This window comes from Streptomyces hydrogenans (genome assembly GCF_014656075.1).
Lineage (GTDB): Bacteria > Actinomycetota > Actinomycetes > Streptomycetales > Streptomycetaceae > Streptomyces > Streptomyces hydrogenans.
This window is the reverse complement of sequence record NZ_BNBS01000012.1, coordinates 83,290-102,450: the sequence shown is the minus strand read 5'-3', so window position 1 is coordinate 102,450 and position 19,161 is coordinate 83,290. Positions and strand designations below refer to the sequence as shown.

The 19,161-nt window shown below is 74.9% G+C and carries 12 protein-coding genes and 1 pseudogene; all 13 read left to right on the top strand.

All coding sequences use genetic code 11. From position 1 onward, the window contains the following. Window positions 1-616, top strand: a pseudogene (locus tag IE321_RS08245) (UL36 very large tegument protein); the annotation flags it as partial. A 223-nt stretch (window positions 617-839) separates the two neighbouring features. Next, on the top strand, window positions 840-1,679 hold the full coding sequence (locus IE321_RS08240) for a nitrilase-related carbon-nitrogen hydrolase (RefSeq protein WP_043223999.1): 840 nt from the start codon (window positions 840-842) through the stop codon (window positions 1,677-1,679). Then, complete coding sequence (locus tag IE321_RS08235; RefSeq protein WP_190222319.1) at window positions 1,676-2,956, top strand: aspartate aminotransferase family protein; 1,281 nt, start codon at window positions 1,676-1,678, stop codon at window positions 2,954-2,956. Before IE321_RS08240 ends, IE321_RS08235 begins: the two co-directional genes overlap by 4 nt. 18 nt (window positions 2,957-2,974) lie before the next feature. Further along, window positions 2,975-4,378 carry a dihydropyrimidinase gene (gene hydA / locus IE321_RS08230; protein ID WP_190222318.1) on the top strand — a complete coding sequence of 468 codons (1,404 nt, stop codon included), beginning with the start codon at window positions 2,975-2,977 and terminating at the stop codon, window positions 4,376-4,378. Window positions 4,379-4,389: 11 nt separating this feature from the next. Continuing rightward, window positions 4,390-5,406: a TIGR03842 family LLM class F420-dependent oxidoreductase gene (locus IE321_RS08225; RefSeq protein WP_190222317.1), complete on the top strand. Its 1,017-nt coding sequence runs from the start codon at window positions 4,390-4,392 to the stop codon at window positions 5,404-5,406. A 292-nt stretch (window positions 5,407-5,698) separates the two neighbouring features. Further along, window positions 5,699-7,666: an FAD-dependent monooxygenase gene (locus IE321_RS08220; protein WP_190222316.1), complete on the top strand. Its 1,968-nt coding sequence runs from the start codon at window positions 5,699-5,701 to the stop codon at window positions 7,664-7,666. A 113-nt stretch (window positions 7,667-7,779) separates the two neighbouring features. Continuing rightward, on the top strand, window positions 7,780-13,137 hold the full coding sequence (locus IE321_RS08215) for a type I polyketide synthase (RefSeq protein ID WP_190222315.1): 5,358 nt from the start codon (window positions 7,780-7,782) through the stop codon (window positions 13,135-13,137). Then, a complete protein-coding gene (locus tag IE321_RS08210) occupies window positions 13,134-14,819 on the top strand; it encodes a (2,3-dihydroxybenzoyl)adenylate synthase (protein ID WP_190222314.1) in 1,686 nt (561 codons plus the stop codon). The genes IE321_RS08215 and IE321_RS08210 overlap by 4 nt, the downstream gene beginning before the upstream one ends. Beyond that, a complete protein-coding gene (locus tag IE321_RS08205) occupies window positions 14,819-15,406 on the top strand; it encodes a VOC family protein (protein ID WP_190222313.1) in 588 nt (195 codons plus the stop codon). The genes IE321_RS08210 and IE321_RS08205 overlap by 1 nt, the downstream gene beginning before the upstream one ends. Continuing rightward, window positions 15,406-15,660 carry a hypothetical protein gene (locus IE321_RS08200; RefSeq protein WP_043224005.1) on the top strand — a complete coding sequence of 85 codons (255 nt, stop codon included), beginning with the start codon at window positions 15,406-15,408 and terminating at the stop codon, window positions 15,658-15,660. Before IE321_RS08205 ends, IE321_RS08200 begins: the two co-directional genes overlap by 1 nt. Next, entirely contained in the window at window positions 15,657-16,778 is a 1,122-nt protein-coding gene (gene pdhA, locus IE321_RS08195; RefSeq protein WP_190222312.1) for a pyruvate dehydrogenase (acetyl-transferring) E1 component subunit alpha, read from the top strand. The genes IE321_RS08200 and pdhA overlap by 4 nt, the downstream gene beginning before the upstream one ends. Further along, window positions 16,775-17,812 (top strand): alpha-ketoacid dehydrogenase subunit beta, encoded by a 1,038-nt coding sequence (locus IE321_RS08190; protein ID WP_051841996.1) that lies wholly within the window; start codon window positions 16,775-16,777, stop codon window positions 17,810-17,812. Before pdhA ends, IE321_RS08190 begins: the two co-directional genes overlap by 4 nt. After that, window positions 17,796-19,112: a dihydrolipoamide acetyltransferase family protein gene (locus tag IE321_RS08185; protein WP_190222311.1), complete on the top strand. Its 1,317-nt coding sequence runs from the start codon at window positions 17,796-17,798 to the stop codon at window positions 19,110-19,112. The genes IE321_RS08190 and IE321_RS08185 overlap by 17 nt, the downstream gene beginning before the upstream one ends. Window positions 19,113-19,161: the final 49 nt, after the last annotated feature.

The following is a 19,161-nucleotide window of genomic DNA, read 5'->3' as shown; positions in this document are numbered from 1 at the left end:
CCGCTTCCGGGGCCGGGCCGCCGACCGTACCGCCGCGCCCGCCGCGCCCGCCGAGGCCGCTCCCGGCGACGGCGAGGCGGCCGAGGCGGCCGAGCGCGCCGCCGCCAACGCGGTCTACGCCCTCCAGCGGCTCCGCGCCCAGGGCCGTACCGGCGAGGCGCACGTGCTGCTCTGCGAGGCGCTCGGCGGGCCGCCCGCCCGGCTGCCCGCGCTCGCCGCCGCGCTCCACCGCGCCGGCTTCGGCGCCGACTGGGCGACCCTGCTCTGGGAGGCCGCCTCGCTGCCGGCCGCCCGGCTCGCCGCCATCGCCGTGGCTCTCGCCGACGCCGGCCGCCCCGACGACTGCGAACAGCTGCTGCGCCAGGGACTCGCCCGGCCGGTGGAGGAGCTGGCCGGAGCCGTCGCCGCCCTGGTCGCCGAGGGCCACGACCGGGAGGCCCAGGCGCTGCTCACCGCCTTCATCCGGGTCCGCACCCCCGAGGAGGCGGCCCGGCTCGCGGCCGTGCACCCCGCCCTGCTCGTGCCCCGGCTCGGCGTGGCGGCCCGCTCCCTCTCGGCCGCCGACGACCGGGCCCTGCGGCACGCGCTGCGGGTCGGGGGAGTGCTCGGGGGCTGAGCGTCGGACCGGAACGGGCCGGGAAGCGGAAACGTACGAGCGGGGAGCATTCCGTACGTGTCGGTACGTGTCCGGTGTGGACCACTCCGGTATGAAACATGATCGACTGCAGGGCTTCCGGGCGGCAGTCTTGCTCCGAGGTGTGACGGGGCTTACGTTCTCCTCCTACGCATCGTGTCTACGGGCGTAGAGGCTCATCGACGCCGCGCCGAAGGAGCTGCTCATGACCGTCGTACGCGCCGCACTCGTCCAGGCGACCTGGACCGGCGACACCGAATCCATGATCGCCAAGCACGAGGAGCACGCCCGCGAGGCGGCCCGCCAGGGCGCCCGGGTGATCGGCTTCCAGGAGGTGTTCAACGCCCCCTACTTCTGCCAGGTCCAGGAACCCGAGCACTACCGCTGGGCCGAGCCCGTGCCGGACGGCCCCACCGTCACCCGGATGCGCGAGCTGGCCCGCGAGACCGGGATGGTGATCGTCGTCCCCGTCTTCGAGGTCGAGTCCGAGGGCTTCTACTACAACACCGCCGCCGTCATCGACGCCGACGGCAGCTACCTCGGCAAGTACCGCAAGCACCACATCCCCCAGGTCAAGGGGTTCTGGGAGAAGTACTACTTCCGCCCGGGGAACGCCGGCTGGCCGGTCTTCGACACCGCCGTCGGCAAGGTCGGCGTCTACATCTGCTACGACCGCCACTTCCCCGAGGGCTGGCGCCAACTCGGCCTCAACGGCGCCCAGCTCGTCTACAACCCGTCGGCCACCCACCGCGGCCTCTCCTCCTACCTGTGGCAGCTGGAGCAGCCCGCCGCCGCCGTCGCCAACGAGTACTTCGTCGCCGCCATCAACCGCGTCGGCGTCGAGGAGTACGGCGACAACGACTTCTACGGCACCAGCTACTTCGTCGACCCGCGAGGCCGGTTCGTCGGCGACGTCGCCTCCGACAAGGCCGAGGAGCTCGTCGTCAGGGACCTCGACTTCGGCGTCATCGAGGAGGTCCGGCAGCAGTGGGCCTTCTACCGCGACCGCCGCCCCGACGCGTACGACGGGCTGGTCCAGCCGTGAAGAGCCTGCACGCCCGGCACCGCGCCGTCCTCCCCGACTGGCTGGCGCTCTACTACGACGAGCCGATCGAGATCACCCACGGCGAGGGCCGGCACGTCTGGGACGCCGAGGGCCGCCGCTACCTCGACTTCTTCGGCGGCATCCTCACCACCATGACCGCCCACGCCCTCCCCGAGGTCACCAAGGCGGTCGCCGAACAGGCCGGCCGGATCGTCCACTCCTCCACGCTCTACCTCAACCGGCCGATGGTGGAGCTCGCCGAACGGATCGCCACCCTCTCCGGCATCCCCGACGCCCGGGTCTTCTTCACCACCTCCGGCACCGAGGCCAACGAAACGGCCCTGCTCCTCGCCACCGCGTACCGCCGCTCGCACCAGATCCTGGCGATGCGCAACAGCTACCACGGCCGCTCCTTCTCCACCGTCGGCGTCACCGGCAACCGCGCCTGGTCGCCCACCGGCCTCTCCCCGCTCCAGACCCTGTACGTGCACGGCGCCGTCCGCACCCGCGGCCCCTTCGCCGGCCTCACCGACGAGCGGTTCACCGAGGCCGCCGTCGCCGACCTCGAAGACCTCCTGGGCCACACCCACCGCACCGCCGCCCTCATCGCCGAACCCGTCCAGGGCGTCGGCGGCTTCACCTCGCCGCCCGACGGCCTGTACGCCGCCTTCCGTCGCGTCCTCGACCGGCACGGCGTCCTGTGGATCTCCGACGAGGTGCAGACCGGCTGGGGCCGCACCGGCGACCACTTCTGGGGCTGGCAGGCGCACGACCAGGCCGGACCGCCCGACATGCTCACCTTCGCCAAGGGCATCGGCAACGGCATGTCGATCGGCGGCGTGGTCGCCCGCGCCGAGATCATGAACTGCCTGGACGCCAACTCCATCTCCACCTTCGGCGGTTCGCCCGTCACCATGGCCGCGGGCCTGGCTAACCTCGGGTACCTCCTCGACCACGACCTCCAGGGCAACGCCCGGCGCGTCGGCGGCCTGCTCATCGAACGCGTTCGCGCCGCCGCGGCGGGCGTCGACGCCGTCCGCGAGGTCCGCGGCCGCGGCCTCATGATCGGCATCGAGCTCGCCGACCCCGACACCGGCCGCGCCGCCCCCGAGGCGGCCTCCGCCGTCCTGGAGGCGGCCCGGGCGGGCGGCCTCCTCATCGGGAAGGGCGGCGGCCACGACACCAGCGCCCTGCGCGTCGCGCCCCCGCTCTCCCTCACCGTCGCCGAGGCCGAGGAGGGCGCCGAGATCCTCGAACAGGCCCTCCGATCCATCTAGTGGGCAGGGAGTAGTCCCGTGAGTACCCGAACCCTGATCCGGGGCGGCCTCGTCGTCACCGCCTCCGACGAACTCCACGCCGACGTCCTCATCGAGGACGGCCGCATCGCCGCCCTCGCCGCCCACGGCTCCGACGCGGCGGCCGGCTGGACCGCCGACCGCGTCCTCGACGCCACCGACCGCTACGTCATCCCGGGCGGCGTCGACGCCCACACCCACATGGAACTGCCCTTCGGCGGCACCTTCGCCTCCGACACCTTCGAGACCGGCACCCGGGCCGCCGCCTGGGGCGGCACCACCACCATCGTCGACTTCGCCGTCCAGTCCGTCGGCCACAGCCTCCGCGAGGGCCTGGACACCTGGTACGCCAAGGCCGACGGCAACTGCGCCGTCGACTACGCCTTCCACATGATCATGTCGGACGTCACCCCGACCACGCTGAAGGAGATGGCCCTCCTCGTCCAGGAGGGCATCACCTCCTTCAAGCTCTTCATGGCCTACCCCGGCGTCTTCTACTCCGACGACGGGCAGATCCTGCGGGCCATGCAGGTCGCCGCCGACACCGGCGGGCTGATCATGATGCACGCGGAGAACGGCATCGCCATCGACGTCCTCGTCGAGCAGGCCCTGGCCCGGGGCGAGACCGACCCCCGCTTCCACGGGGAGGTCCGCAAGGCGCTCCTGGAGGCGGAGGCCACCCACCGGGCGATCCAGCTCGCCCGGGTCGCGGGCAGCCCGCTGTACGTCGTCCACGTCTCGGCCGAGGAGGCGGTCGCCGAGCTGGCGGCGGCCCGCGACAAGGGCCTGCCGGTCTTCGGCGAGACCTGCCCGCAGTACCTGTTCCTCTCCACCGACAACCTCGCGGAGCCCGGCTTCGAGGGCGCCAAGTACGTGTGCAGCACCCCGCTCCGGCCCAGGGAGCACCAGGCCGCGCTGTGGCGGGGGCTGCGGACGAACGACCTCCAGGTCGTGTCCACCGACCACTGCCCGTTCTGCTTCACGGGACAGAAGGAGCTGGGCCGGGGCGACTTCTCGAAGATCCCCAACGGCCTGCCGGGCGTGGAGAACCGCATGGACCTCCTCCACCAGGCCGTCGTCGACGGGCACATCTCCCGCCGCCGCTGGATCGAGATCGCCTGCGCCACCCCGGCCCGGATGTTCGGCCTCTACCCGCAGAAGGGCACGATCGCGCCCGGCGCGGACGCGGACGTCGTCATCTACGACCCGCACGCCACGCAGACGCTGTCCGCCGAGACCCACCACATGAACGTCGACTACTCGGCGTACGAGGGGAAGACCGTCACCGGCCGCGTCGAGACCGTGCTCTCGCGCGGCGTCCCGGTCATCGAGGGGCGCACCTACGTCGGCCACGCCGGCCACGGCGCCTTCCTCCCCCGCTCCACCTGTCAGTACCTGAACTAGGAGGCCGCCCCTTGGACTTCGGACTCGTCCTGCAGACCGACCCGCCCGCCTCGCAGGTCGTCGGCCTGATGCGCCGGGCGGAACGCAACGGCTTCCGCTACGGCTGGACCTTCGACTCCGCCGTGCTGTGGCAGGAACCCTTCGTCATCTACAGCCAGATCCTCGAACACACCACCAAGCTGCACGTCGGGCCCATGGTCACCAACCCCGGCACCCGCACCTGGGAGGTGACCGCCTCCACCTTCGCCACCCTCAACGACATGTACGGCAACCGCACCGTCTGCGGCATCGGCCGGGGCGACTCCGCGATGCGCGTCGCCGGCCGCAGGCCCAACACCCTCGCCCGCCTCGGGGAGGCGATCGGGGTCATCCGCGACCTGGCGGAGGGCCGCGAGGCCGAGGTCGACGGCAACCCGATCCGGATCCCGTGGGTGAAGAACGGGAAGCTGCCGGTCTGGATGGCGGCGTACGGCCCCAAGGCCCTCGCGCTCGCCGGGCAGAAGGCCGACGGCTTCATCCTCCAGCTCGCCGACCCCTTCCTCACCGAGTGGATGGTCAAGGCGGTGCGGAACGCGGCCCGGGAGGCCGGCCGCGACCCCGACGCGCTCACCATCTGCGTCGCCGCCCCGGCGTACGTCACCGCCGACGACTCGCCCGAGGCCCTGGCCCACGCCCGGGACCAGTGCCGGTGGTTCGGCGGAATGGTCGGCAACCACGTCGCCGACCTCGTCGCCAGGTACGGCGAACACTCCGGCATGGTCCCGGAGGAGCTGACCGCGTACATCAAGGACCGGCACGGCTACGACTACTCCCACCACGGCCGCGCCGACAACCCCGACACCACCTTCGTCCCCGACGAGATCGTCGACCGCTTCTGCCTCCTCGGCCCCGCCGAGGCCCACATCGACAAGCTCCGCCACCTCAAGGACCTCGGCGTCGACCAGTTCGCCGTCTACGCCATGCACGACCACCGCGAGGGCACCGTCGACGCCTACGGCTCCACGGTCATCCCCGCCCTCACCTCCTGAACACCCCGCCACCTCCCCGCTCCTCCACGCCGTGCTCACGAAGGGCCGTTCCTCCCGGTCGTAAAGGACCGTTTCTCCCGGTCGTGGGGGAGGGGCGGGACGCCGGCACACCCCGCTCAACACATGCTCAACGGGGGCTCCACACACGCCGCGCATGATCTGGCTCGAAGAAATCGAGCAAGTGAACGGGGGCGCGGCGATGTGGGGGAAAGTCGCAGTCGTCGGGGGCGGGCCGGCCGGCCTGTTCCTGGCGCGATTGATCCGCGGGGCGAGACCGGACGCCAGGGTCGACGTGTACGAGCGGAACGCGCCGCACGAGGCCAACGGCTTCGGCGTCGTCTTCTCCGCCCGCACCATGTCCCGGCTGAGGAGGTCCGACCCCGAGACCCACGCACGGATCGTGCGGGCGAGCGTGACCGTGTCGGACATGGAGCTGCGCCACCCGCGGGCCACCCTGCGCTACGGCGGCTTCGACTTCTCCAGCATCTCGCGGCAGACGCTCCTCACGATCCTCCAGGAGCAGGCCGCGTCGGCGGGCGCGGTCCTCCACTTCGGCCACCACGCCGCCCCCGGCAGCCTCGACGACGCCGACGTCGTGGTCTACGCGGACGGGGCCAACTCGGCCCAGCGCGACGCGCGCCCCGAGCGGTTCGGCACCACCGTCCGGTACGGTGCCTCCCCCTACATGTGGCTGGGGACCGAAGCGCCCTTCGACGCGGCCACCTTCGCCTTCGTGGCCACCGGACACGGCCACTTCGCGGCGCACGCCTACCCCTACGCGGAGGGCCTGACGACCGTCGTCGTCGAGACCGACCCGGCCACCTGGCAGGCCTCCGGCATGGACCGGCCCGCCGACCACGCCCGGAATCCCGGCGGCAGCGACGAGGCGTCCCTGGAGCGGCTGAGCGAGCTCTTCGCCGACCACCTCGGCGGGCACAAGCTGCTCGGCAACCGCAGCCGGTGGGCCACCTTCCGGATCGTCCGCAACGCCCGCTGGTCCGACGGGAACGCGGTCCTCCTGGGAGACGCCGCCCACACCGCGCACTTCACGGTGGGCTCCGGCACCAAGCTCGCGATGGAGGACGCGATCGCGCTCGCGGCGGCCCTCGACCGGGACGCCGACCCGCGGGCGGCGTTCGCCGCGTACGAACGGGAACGCCGCGCCCTCGTGACCCGCACCCAGGAGTGGGCGGAACCCAGCATGCGCTGGTGGGAGACGTTCGGACGGCGCCTGCACATGGCCCCCGCCCAGTTCGGCCTGCACTTCATGACCCGCACCTCCGCCCTGACGTACGAGGGACTGCGGCGCCGCTTCGCCGACCGCGTCGACGAGGCGGAGGAGGCGTACCGCACGGCCGGAGGCACCGCGGCGCGCCCCGGCGCGGCCCCCGGGCCGGCGCACGGGGTCGCGGCCCCCCTGCTGCTGGGCTCCGTCCGGCTGCCCAACCGGCTGGTCGAGGTGGTGCCCGAGGAGTGCGACGACCCGGCGGCCGCCGTCCGGGCGGCCGGGGCGCGGGGCGCGGGCCTGGTCCTGCTGCGCGGGGCAGGGACCGTGCCCCGCCCGGACGTCGCCGTCGGCTCGGTGCTCCGCCCGGAGCGGGGCGGCGGGGCGGCGGCGCGGGAGACCGCCGCGCGGACCGCCCCGCTCTTCGCCGAGGTGGCGTGCCCTGCCGCGGACGCCTGGGGCCCGGCCGGCGACGAACTGACCGCGACCGTACGGGCCCTGGTCGCCCGGGGCTGCGAGGGCGTCCTGCTGACCCCGGACCCGACCCCCTCCACCGACCGTACCCCCGGCTCACGCACCGACTCGGCCCCCGGGCCCGCCGCCGGGACCCGTACCGATCCCGGCACCGGGCCCGGCTCACGTACCGGCACCGCCGCCGGGACCCGAATTGACCCCGGCACCGCCGCCGGGACCCGTACCGACCCCGGCACCGCCGCCGAGACCCGTACCGACCCAGGCATCGGCTCACCCGCCGACTCCGTCCCCGTCCGCGCCGACGGGACCCGTACCGGACCCGTCGGCGACCCCGCCGCCCGGTGGCACGCGCTGCTCGGGCACGCCGAGCGGGTCAGGACCGAGACGGGCGCCGTCGTGGCGGTCCCGGTCCCCGACGGGTGGGCCCTCGACCTGCCCGGCTCCACCGGCGGCGACGCCTGGCCGACGCGGATCCACCTCGCCCTGGTCACCGGGCGGATCGACCTCGTCGTCTCCGCCGCGCCGACCGTCACCCGCCCGGCCGTCCCGGCCGCCGGCTGACCCCCGACCCCCACCTCGCCGGATCCGCCGGCGCGGGGCCGACCCCTGCCCGCGCGGCCGCCGATCCGGCCGACCACCTCTCGACGACCTTTCGACCAAGGAGTGACGAGCGCATGTCCGAGACCCACGCACAGGCACCGCACGAGGACGGAGGGCCGGAGCCCGTCGCGATCATCGGCATGGGATGCCGGTTCGCGGGCGGCGCCCACTCGCCCGAGGAATTCTGGACCATGCTCATCGAGGGGCGCGACGGCGTCGCCGAACTGCCCGAGGAGCGCTGGGCCGCCTACGTAGAGGCGAGCGCGGAGAACGCCGCCGCCCTGCGCCACACCACCCGGGTGGGGGCCTTCCTCGACGACGTCGCGGGCTTCGACGCGGGCTTCTTCGGCATCCTGCCCCGCGAGGCCGAGCAGATGGACCCGCAGCACCGCCTGATGCTGGAGGTGGCCTGGGAGGCCCTGGAGCACGCCGGCATCCCGCCGCACCTGCTCGCCGGCGGCGACACCGGCGTCTACGTCGGCATCGGCACCGAGGACTACGGGCGGCGGCTGATGGAGGACCTGCCGCGGATCGAGGCGTGGACCGGCATCGGCGCCGTGCACTGCGCCGCCGCCAACCGGATCTCGTACCACCTGGACCTGCGCGGCCCCAGCATGGCCGTGGACACCGCGTGCTCCGCCTCGCTCGTCGCCCTCCACCTGGCCTGCCAGGCCCTGGCCTCCGGGGAGACCTCCCTGGCCATCGCCGGCGGCGTCAACGCGATGGTGCACCCCGCCGTCACCATGATCATGGACGCCGCCGGCGCCTGTTCCCCCGACGGACGCTCCAAGTCCTTCGACGCCTCGGCCGACGGCTACGGCCGCGGCGAGGGCGCCGGCGCCCTCGTGCTCAAGCGGCTCTCCGACGCCGTCGCCGACGGCGACCGGGTGCTGGCCGTCGTCCGCGGCACCGGCATCATGCAGGACGGCAAGACCAACGGCATCATGCAGCCCAGCCGCGACGCCCAGGCCGACCTGCTGCGGCACACCTACCGGACCGCCGGGATCGCCCCCGAGTCGGTCGGCTACGTCGAGGCGCACGGCACCGGGACCAACGTCGGCGACCCCATCGAGGCGTCCGCGCTGTCCGAGGTGCTCAGCGCCGGCCGTCCCGGCGACCGGCCGCTCCTGATCGGCTCCGTCAAGACCAACATCGGCCACCTGGAGGCGGGCGCGGGCGTCGCCGGCGTCATCAAGGCCGTCCTCGCCCTCCAGCACGGCGAGATCCCGCCCAGCCTCAACTGCGTCGAGCCCAACCCGGCCATCCCGTGGGACACCAACGGCCTCAAGGTCGTCACCGAGCCCACCGGCTGGCCCGCCTCCGCCGGACCGCGCCGCGCCGGCGTCTCCGGCTACGGCTTCGGCGGCACCATCGGTCACGTCATCCTGGAGGAGCCCACCGGCCCCGCCGCCACCGCGGCCGGACCGGCGGCGGACGCCGAGGGCGGCCGCACGGCCCCCTGGCTCTTCCCCCTCTCCGGCGCCTCCCGGGCCGCCCTGCGCGACAACGCCGCCCGCCTCGCCGACTGGCTCGACGGCACCGGCGCCACCGTGCCGACCGGCACCGTCGGCCACACCCTCGCCGCGCGCCGCTCCCCGCTGGCCCACCGCGGCGCGGTCGTCGCCGCGGACCGCGCGGGCCTCGTCGCCTCGCTGCGCTCCCTCGCCGCCGGCGAGGAGGTCGCCGGCGTGACCGCCGGCACCGCCGAGGGCACGCCGAAGGACGCCGTCTGGGTCTTCGCCGGTCAGGGCGCCCAGTGGATCGGCATGGGCCGGGACCTGCTCGCCGGCGAGCCCGCCTTCGCGCGGGTCATCGACGAACTGGGGCCGGTCTACGAGGCGGAGCTCGGCTTCACCGCCCGCTCCGTCCTGGAGGGCGACACCCTGGAGGGCCCCGAGGTCGTCCAGCCCGTCACGTACGCCGTCCAGGTCGCCCTCGCCGCCGTGTGGCGCTCCCTCGGGCTGCGGCCCGCCGCTGTCGTCGGCCACTCGATCGGCGAGCTCGCGGCGGCCGTCACCGCCGGCGGCATGTCCCTCCTCGACGGCGCGCGGCTGGTCTGCCGCCGGGCCCTGATGATGCGTCCGGCCGCGGGCAAGGGTGCGATGGCCCTGGTCAACCTCCCGTTCGCCGAGGCCGAGGAGCGGCTCGCCGGCCGGTCCGGGGTGACCGCCGCGATCTCCGCCTCGCCGCTCTCCACGGTGATCGCCGGCAGCGCCGCCGCCGTCGAGGAGACCGTCCGTGCCTGGGAGGCGGAGGGCGAGCTCGTCGTCCGCCGGGTCCAGGCCGACATCGCCTTCCACTCCTCCGAGATGGACCCCTTCGCCGCCGCGCTGCCCTCGGTCATGCACGACCTGACCGGCGGCCGGCCCGAGGTGACCTTCTACTCCACCTCGCGGGACGACCCGCGCGCGGACGTCGACCTCGGCGCCGGGTACTGGCCGGGCAACCTCCGCAACCCCGTGCGGTTCTCCCAGGCGATCACCGCCGCCGTCGAGGACGGGCACCGGCACTTCCTGGAGGTGTCGAGCCACCCGATCGTCTCCCACTCCATCGGTGAGACCCTCGGCGAGCTGGGCGTCGACGACGCCACCGTCGTCGGGACGCTCCGCCGCGGCACGCCGGACCGCACCACCCTCCTGGGCAACCTGGCGACCCTGTACTGCGCCGGCGTCGACGCCGACCCGGGCGTCCAGTTCGCGGGCCGGGACCTCGCGGAGCTGCCCGGCACGGCCTGGCAGCACCAGACGTACTGGAAGGAGTCCCGGCCCGGCGCCGGGCGCCGGGTGCGGCAGCACGACCCGGCGGTCAACACGCTGCTCGGCGGCGCGACCCGGATCGCGGGCAGCACCCCGCTGTGGCTGTGGCAGACCCACCTGGACGAGGAGAGCCGCCCGTACCCCGGCCACCACCCGGTCCACAACGTGGAGATCATCCCGGCGGCCGTGCTGATGAACACCTTCCTGGAGGCCCTCGCCCGGGCCGGGGTGTCCGCCCCCGACGGCCGGCGGCCCGCGCTGGTCGACGTCGCCCTGAAGGTGCCCGTCGCGGTGACCGTCCCGCGCGACGTCCAGATCTCCTACCAGGACTCCACCCTGCGGCTCTCCTCCCGGATCAGCGAGGAGGGCGACCAGGAGACCGAGGAGTCGTGGCTCACCCACACCACCGCCTCGATCGACCCGGCCGGCGGCGTCCTCGACGACCGCTTCGACCTCGACGCGGCGCGGGCCCGCTGCGCCGAGATCGTCAGCACCGACTACGTCCTGGAGCGGGTGGCGCAGATCGGCGTCGCCGGCATGGGCTTCCCCTGGGAGATCCAGGAGCTGCGGCGCGGCGGCCCGCACGAGCTGTTCGCGGTCATCGACACCGGCGAGGAGGCCACCGCCACCTGGGCCTCGCTGCTCGACGGCGCCATGACCGTCACCTCGGTGCTGTTCCTCGGCGAACCCATCCTGCGGATGCCCTCGCACATCGCCCGCCTCGCGCTGATCGGCGACCCGCCCCGGCGGGCCAACGTCCAGGTCCGCGCCGCCGAGGGCGCCGACGGAGCCGACACCCTCGACGTGGTCGTCGCCGACATGGACGGCAACGTCATCGCGAACGTCACCGGCATCCGCCTCACCGTGCTGACCGGAGACCCCAGCGCCACCGCCTCGCCCCGGCAGCTGGTCCACGAGATCGTCTGGCGCCCGCTCGACCTGCCCGCGGCCCGCCCGCTGGACACCGTCGTCGCCGTCGGCGGCCACCCGGACGCGCTCGACGCCCTGGCCCGGGCCTGTGCCGAGGACGGCCTGGACTTCCTGCCCGTCCCCGGCCCGGACGGCCTCGACGCCCTCGCCGACCGGCTCACCGACACCACCGCCGTCCTCGTCGCCGCGGCCTCCGGCACCGACCCCGACGACCCGGCGCGCGCCGCCCACGACGCCGCCTGGGAGCTGGGCCGCGCGGTGCGCCTGACCGCCGCCGCCGCGACCGGACGGCCCCGGATCTGGTCCCTCACCACCGGCGTGCGGGAGAGCGCGGACCGCGCCGCCCTCGCTCAGTCGCCCGCCTGGGGCATGGGCCGCATCGCCGCGGCCGAACACCCCGACCTGTGGGGCGGCATCGTCGACCTGGACCCGGCCGCGCCCGACGCGTACGGACCGCTGCTCGACGTGGTGCGCGCCCGCCCCGAGGCGGACGTGATCGCGATCCGCGACGGCCTGCCCGTCTCCTCCGTCCTGCTCGCCGTGGACGGCGCCCCGGAGCGCGGCCCCGTCGCCTGCCGGCCGGAGGGCACCTACCTCGTCACCGGCGGCCTCGGCGCGCTCGGCCTGGAGGTCGCCCGCTGGCTGGCCGGACGCGGCGCCCGCCGCCTCGTCCTCGCCGGCCGGCGGCCCTTCCCCGAGCGGTCGGAGTGGGACGCCGAGCGGGACCCGGCGGTCCGCGCCCAGATCGAGGCCGTCCGCGCGCTGGAGGGACTCGGCGTCACCGTCGCCGTCGTCTCCGTGGACGTCTCCGACCCGGAGCAGGCCCGCAAGGCGCTCAGCCCCACCGAACTCGGACTGCCCCCGATCCGGGGCGTGGTGCACGCCGCGGGCGTCGTCGACGGCCAGATGATCGACGACCTGGACGAGGAGGCGCTCCGCGCCGTCCTGCGGCCCAAGGTGACCGGCGCGCTGGTCCTCGACGAACTGTTCCCCGCCGGCAGCGTCGACTTCATGGTGCTGTTCTCCTCCTGCGGCTACCTCTTCCGCTTCCCCGGCCAGGCGTCCTACGGATCGGCGAACGCCTTCCTCGACGCGCTGGCCCGGCACCGCCGGGCCGGCGGCCACGACGACACCGTCAGCTTCGGCTGGACGTCCTGGCGCGGCCTCGGCATGTCGGCCTCGTCCGACTTCATCGCCGCCGAACTGGCCGCCTTCGGCCAGGCCGAGATCTCGGCCACCGAAGCCCTGCGGGCCTGGGAGTACGCCGAGCGCTTCGGGGCCTCCCACTACGCGGTCTTCCGGCAGATCGCGACCGGCGGCGCCCCGCGCCGCATCCCCCTCACCCGCGAACTCGCCGCCGTCGGCGACGGGACCGACGGGGACGCGGCCGAGACGCGGGACTGGACGCGGTACGCGCCGGGGGAGCTGCTCGCCCTGCTCGTCGACGAGGTCCGCCGCGAGGTCGCCGGCGAGATCAAGCTGGCGCCCGAGGAGCTCGAACTCCAGCGCCCGCTCCTGGAGATGGGCCTCGACTCGGTCATGACCGTGGCCGTCCGCCGCCGGCTGGAGCGCCTCTTCGGCCTGACGCTGCCCGCGACGCTGCTCTGGAACCGGCCCACCGTCCAGGCGATCGCCGAGTACCTCGTCGAATGCCTCCTCCCGGAAGGCGCCGACGAGGACGCGGACGCCGCGGCCTCCGGCGACGACACGGCCGCCCCGGCGGCGCGGGTGGTGGCCGGCGCATGACCGCCGTGACGCGAGGGGTCGCCGGTCCGTCCGGCGGCCCCGCCCCGCAGCCGGACACGGTGCCGTGGCCCGCCGACTACGCGGCGCGCTACCGGGCCGCCGGCCACTGGGCGGACCAGCCGCTCGGCCACTGGCCCCGCCGCTGGGCCGAGGCCCACGGCGACCGGACCGCCCTGGTCGACGGCGCCACCCGGCTCACCTACCGGGAACTCGCCGACCGGGTGGACGCGCTGGCCGGCGCCCTGCGCGAGCAGGGACTCTGCCGGGGCGACCGGATCGTCGTCCAGCTCCCCAACTCCTGGGAGTTCGTGGCCCTGGTGCTGGCCTGCTTCCGCTCCGGGATCGTCCCGGTGCTGGCGCTGACCGCGCACCGCGCACACGAACTCGCCCACCTGCTCCGGCACGCCGAGGCCCGGCTCCTCGTGGTGCCGGACCGCTGGCGGGACTTCGACCACCAGGCCCTCGCGGCCCGGATCGCCGCCGAGGCGCCCGGGGAGTGCCGCGTCCTGGTGAAGGGCGAGGCCGACCCGGGCCACCTGGACCTGGCACGGCTCCTCGCGCCGGGCCCCGGCACCCGGGAGCGGGCCGCCGCGCTCGACGCGGACCGGCCGCACCCGGACGACGTCGCGCTCTTCCTGCTCTCGGGCGGCACCACCGGACTGCCCAAGCTGATCGCCCGCACCCACAACGACTACGGGTACAACGTCCGGCGCAGCGCCGAGGTCTCCGGCTTCGACCACTCGACGGTGTTCCTGGCGGCGCTGCCCGCCGGGCACAACGCGGTGCTCGGCTGCCCGGGCATCCTCGGCACCCTGCACTCCGGCGGCACGGTCGTCCTGGTGCCGTCCCCGCAGGCCGCTACCGCCCTGACCGCCGTGGCGGCGGAGGGCGTCACCGACGTGGCCGTCGTGCCCGCGGTCGCCCAGCAGTGGGTGGCCGAGGCCGCGGGGGGCCGGTACGACCTCGGCACCTTGCGGCTCGTCACCCTCGGCGGCTCCGTGGTCGACCCGGCCCTGGCCCGCCGGGTCCGCGACGAACTCGGCGGACAGGTACAGCAGTTGTACGGCATGGCCGAAGGTCTGCTCTGCTGCACCCGCCCCGACGACCCGGACGCCCTGGTGTTCGGCACCCAGGGCCGGCCGGTCAGCCCCGACGACGAACTGCTGGTCGTCGACGAGCACGACCGGCCGGTGCCGCTCGGCAGCACCGGCGAGCTGCTGACCCGGGGCCCGTACACCCCGCGCGGCTACTACCGGGCGGCCGAGCACAACGCCCGCGCCTTCACCCCGGACGGCTGGTTCCGCACCGGCGACCTCGTCCGGCTCCACCCCGGCGGCTATCTGACCGTGGAGGGCCGGCGCAAGGAACTCATCAACCGGGGCGGCGAGAAGGTCTCCGCCGAGGAGGTCGAGAACCTCGCCCGGCTGCTCGTCGGCGTCGACCGGGTGGCCGCCGTGCCCCTCCCCGACGACCGCTTCGGCGAGCGGGTCTGCCTGGTCCTGGCCCCGGCCGGCGCGGCGGCCCCCTCGCTCGACGACGTGCGCGAGCGCTTCGCCCGGCACGGCGTCGCCCACTACAAGCTGCCCGAACAGCTGGAAGTCCTCACCGAACTGCCGCTCACCCCGGTCGGCAAGGTGGACAAGAAGGCCATCCGCGAACGACTCGCAACGGAGGAGAAGTGATGACCGAACCGCGCCCCGACGGGGGCCTGCGCATGGGTGGCGTCGACCACATCGCCCTCGTCACCTGGGAACCGGCGGCGACCTGCGACTTCTACACCCGGGTCCTCGGCCTGCCGCTGGTCCACGCCATCACGGCGACCGGCTGGCTCAAGGAGGACTTCCCGGACTTCGTCCACTTCTTCTTCGAGCTGGGCAAGGGCAACTACCTGGCGTTCTTCTACTTCTTCGGCCTCCCGGAGGAGGAGCCGCCCGGCGACCTCATGCACCGCTCGCGACACCTGGCCTTCCACGTGGACACCGAGGAGGAGATGCTCGCCTGGCGGGAGCGCATCAAGTCGCACGGCGTGCGGGTCACCCACCCGATGCAGCACGAACTCCTGGAGTCGATCTACTTCGACGACCCCAACGGCATCCAGCTGGAGATCACCCGGCCGCTCCGCCCCTTCGGCGACGTCGACGCCCGGGACGCCGAACTGACCCTCATGGCCCTCGCGGACGTCGCCGGCAAGCCCGACGCGACCGTGCAGGACATGTGGCGGCGCAAGGCGGAGATCGTCCGCACCCACGCGGGAAGGGAGAACGGCTGATGCCCGCGCTCTACATCCTCGACATCCCCGAGTTCGAACCCATCCTCCGCACCGCCAGGATCGCCGGCATGGCCGAGGAGGAGCTGGACGGCTACGTCAAGGTCAGCACCGCCGCGCCCGAGATCGTGCTCGAACGCCGCCACACCGACGTCCGGCCGGCCGTCTGGTTCGCCGCGCTGACCGGCGGACTCGAAGGCCGGATCGTACGGTTCGACTTCGACGTGCTGCACCTGGCGGAGGGCGTCCGGCCATGACCCTCCAGCAGACCACCGAGCGCGCGGCGGCCGAGCCCCGCACGCCGGGGCGGGACCCGGCCCCGCTGCTGCCCGACCGCCGGCCCGCCCGCGTCCTCGGCACCCCCGCGGCGGACGCCGTGGACCCCGCCCTCCTGCGGGAGCTCCACCGCCACCTGGTCGTCGGCCGCCGCTTCAACGAGCAGGCGACCGCCCTCACCCGCCAGGGCCGGCTCGCCGTCTACCCGTCGAGCCGGGGACAGGAGGCGTGCCAGGTCGCCGCCGCCCTCGCCCTGCGCCCCCGCGACTGGCTCTTCCCCACCTACCGCGACACCCTGGCCGTGGTGGCCCGGGGCGTCGACCCGGTGGAGACCCTCACCCTCCTGCGCGGCGACTGGCACACCGGCTACGACCCGGTGGAGCACCGGGTCGCCCCGCTGTGCACGCCCCTGGCGACCCATCTGCCCCACGCCGTCGGCCTGGCCCACGCGGCCCGGCTCTCCGGCGACGACCTGGTGGCCCTCGCCCTCACCGGCGACGGCGGCACCAGCGAGGGCGACTTCCACGAGGCGCTCACCTTCGCCGGCGTGACCCGCGCCCCGGTGGTCTTCCTCGTCCAGAACAACGGCTACGCCATCTCGGTGCCGCTGGCGAAGCAGACCGCCGCGCCGACCCTCGCGCACAAGGGCGTCGGCTACGGCGTCCCCGGGGTCCAGGTCGACGGCAACGACGTCGTCGCCGTGCACGGCGTGCTGTCCGCCGCCGTCGAGAGGGCCCGGTCCGGCGGCGGCCCCACCCTCGTCGAGGCGCTCACCTACCGGCTCGACGCGCACACCAACGCCGACGACGCCGCCCGCTACCGCTCCGACGACGAGGTGGAGCGGTGGCGGGCGGAGGATCCCGTCACCCGTCTGGAGACCCATCTGCGGGCCGCCGGACTGCTCGACGAGGAGACCGGACGCCAGGCCCTGGCCGCCGCCGAGACGATGGCGGCGGACCTGCGCCGGCGCGTCGCCGAGGAACCGGCCGTGGACCCCATGGAGCTGTTCGCGCACGTGTACGCCACGCCCACGGCGCAGTTGGGCGAGCAGCGCGCGCGGCTCGCCGCCGAGCTCCGGGCGGAGGCGGGCAGCCGATGACCAGCCGCGGCACCACCATGGCCGAAGCCCTCAACACCGCCCTCCGCCACGCCCTGCGCGACGATCCCGCCGTCCACGTGATGGGCGAGGACGTCGGCACCCTCGGCGGCGTCTTCCGGATCACCGACGGCCTGGCCGCCGAGTTCGGCGACGCGCGCTGCGCCGACACCCCGCTGGCCGAGTCGGGGATCCTCGGCACCGCCGTCGGCATGGCCATGTACGGCCTGCGACCGGTGGTCGAGATGCAGTTCGACGCCTTCGCCTACCCGGCGTTCGAGCAACTGGTCAGCCACGTCGCCAAGATGCGCAACCGCACCCGCGGCCGGCTGCCCCTGCCGCTCACGATCCGCGTCCCCTACGGCGGCGGCATCGGCGGCGTGGAGCACCACAGCGACTCCTCCGAGGGCTACTACCTGCACACGCCGGGCCTGCACGTCGTCACGCCCGCGACGGTCGGCGACGCGTACGGCCTGCTCCGCCGGGCGATCGCCTCCGACGACCCCGTCGTCTTCCTGGAGCCGAAGCGCCGCTACTGGACCAAGGAGGACTGGTCGCCCGACGGACCCGCCGCCCCGGTGCCGCCCATCGGCCGCGCCGTCCTGCGCCGCCCCGGCACCGACGCCGTGCTGATCACGTACGGGCCGAGCCTGCCGGTCTGCCTGGAGGCGGCGGACGCGGCCCGCGAGGAGGGCCTGGACGTCGGCGTCCTGGACCTGCGGAGCCTGGTGCCCTTCGACGACGAGACGGTGTGCGCGGCGGTCCGCGCCACCGGACGGGCCGTGGTGGTGCACGAGGCGTCCGGCTTCGGCGGAGCCGGCGCGGAGATCGCCGCCCGGGTGGGCGAGCGCTGCTTCCACCACCTGGAGGCCCCCGTGCGGCGGGTGACCGGTCTCGACGTCCCCTATCCGGCGCCGCTCCTGGAGCGGCACCACCTGCCCGGCGTGGACCGCGTCCTCGACGCCGTCCGCGACCTCCAGTGGCCGTCCGCCACCCGCGCGCGGCACGGAGGTGAGCCGTATGCCGTCGGTGCGTGAGTTCCTGCTGCCGGACCTCGGCGAGGGGCTGACCGAGGCGGAGATCGTGCGCTGGCTGGTGGCGGACGGCGACATGGTCGCCGTGGACCAGCCGGTCGTCGAGGTGGAGACGGCGAAGGCCACCGTGGAACTGCCCTGCCCCTACGCGGGCGTGGTCACCCGGCGGTACGGGGGCGAGGGCGACGTCCTGGCCGTCGGCGCCCCGCTCGTCGCCGTCACCGTCGAGGAGACGGCGGCGTCGGCCGGGGAGCCCCGGGCCACCGGGTCCGGCAGCGTCCTGGTCGGCTACGGCACCCGGGAGACGCCCCGCCGCCGTCCCGCGCCCGCCGCCGTCCCGGCCGTCACCGTCCCGGTCCGGCCCGCAGCGGTGCCCGGGTCCGCGCCCGCCGGTCCGGCGGGCCCGGTCCCCGTGGTCTCGCCGCTCGTGCGGCAGCTCGCCCGGAGGCACGGACTGGACCTGCGGAGCGTGCCGGGCAGCGGCGCGGGTGGCCTGATCCTCCGCTCCGACGTCGACGCGGCGATCCGCCGCGCCGAGCGGGAGCCCGCCGGCGTCGGAGCGGTGACCGCCGTGCCCGGCCCGGCCCACGGGCCCCACGGGTCCGACGGGCCGGAGCCCGTCCGCGTACCGCTGCGCGGCCGGCGGGCCGCCGCCGCCGCGAAGTTCAGCCGGAGCCGCCGGGAGATCCCCGACGCCACCTGCTGGGTGGAGGCCGACGCCACCGCCCTGCTGGAGGCCCGGGCGGCCCTCGCGCGGCCCGACGGCGCCCCGATCGGGCTGCTCGCCCTGCTGGCCCGGATCTGCGTCGCCGGGCTCGCCCGCCACCCCCAGCTCAACGCGAGCGTCGACACCGCGCGCGAGGAGATCGTCCGGTGGCCCGCGACGCACCTCGGCTTCGCCGCCCAGTCCGCCCGGGGGCTGACCGTCCCCGTGGTCCGCGACGCGCACCTCAGGGACACGGCGGGGCTGGCCGCCGAGCTCGCCCGGCTGACCGCGGCGGCCCGCGCCGGCACCCTGACCCCCGCCGAGGTGACGGGCGGCACCTTCACCCTGAACAACTACGGCGTCTTCGGGGTGGACGGCTCGACCCCGATCCTCAACCACCCGGAGGCCGCCATGCTCGGCGTGGGCAGGATCGCCGAGAAGCCCTGGGTGCACGAGGGGAGGCTCGCCGTCCGCAGGACCGTCCAGCTCTCCCTCACCTTCGACCACCGGGTGTGCGACGGGGCGGAGGCCGCCGGCTTCCTCCGTCACGTCGCCGACCGCGTGGAGCGACCGCTGCGCCTGCTGGAGGACCTCTAGTGGCGCCGGCGGAGCACGTACGCGAGCACGGCACAGCGAGAGGACGCCC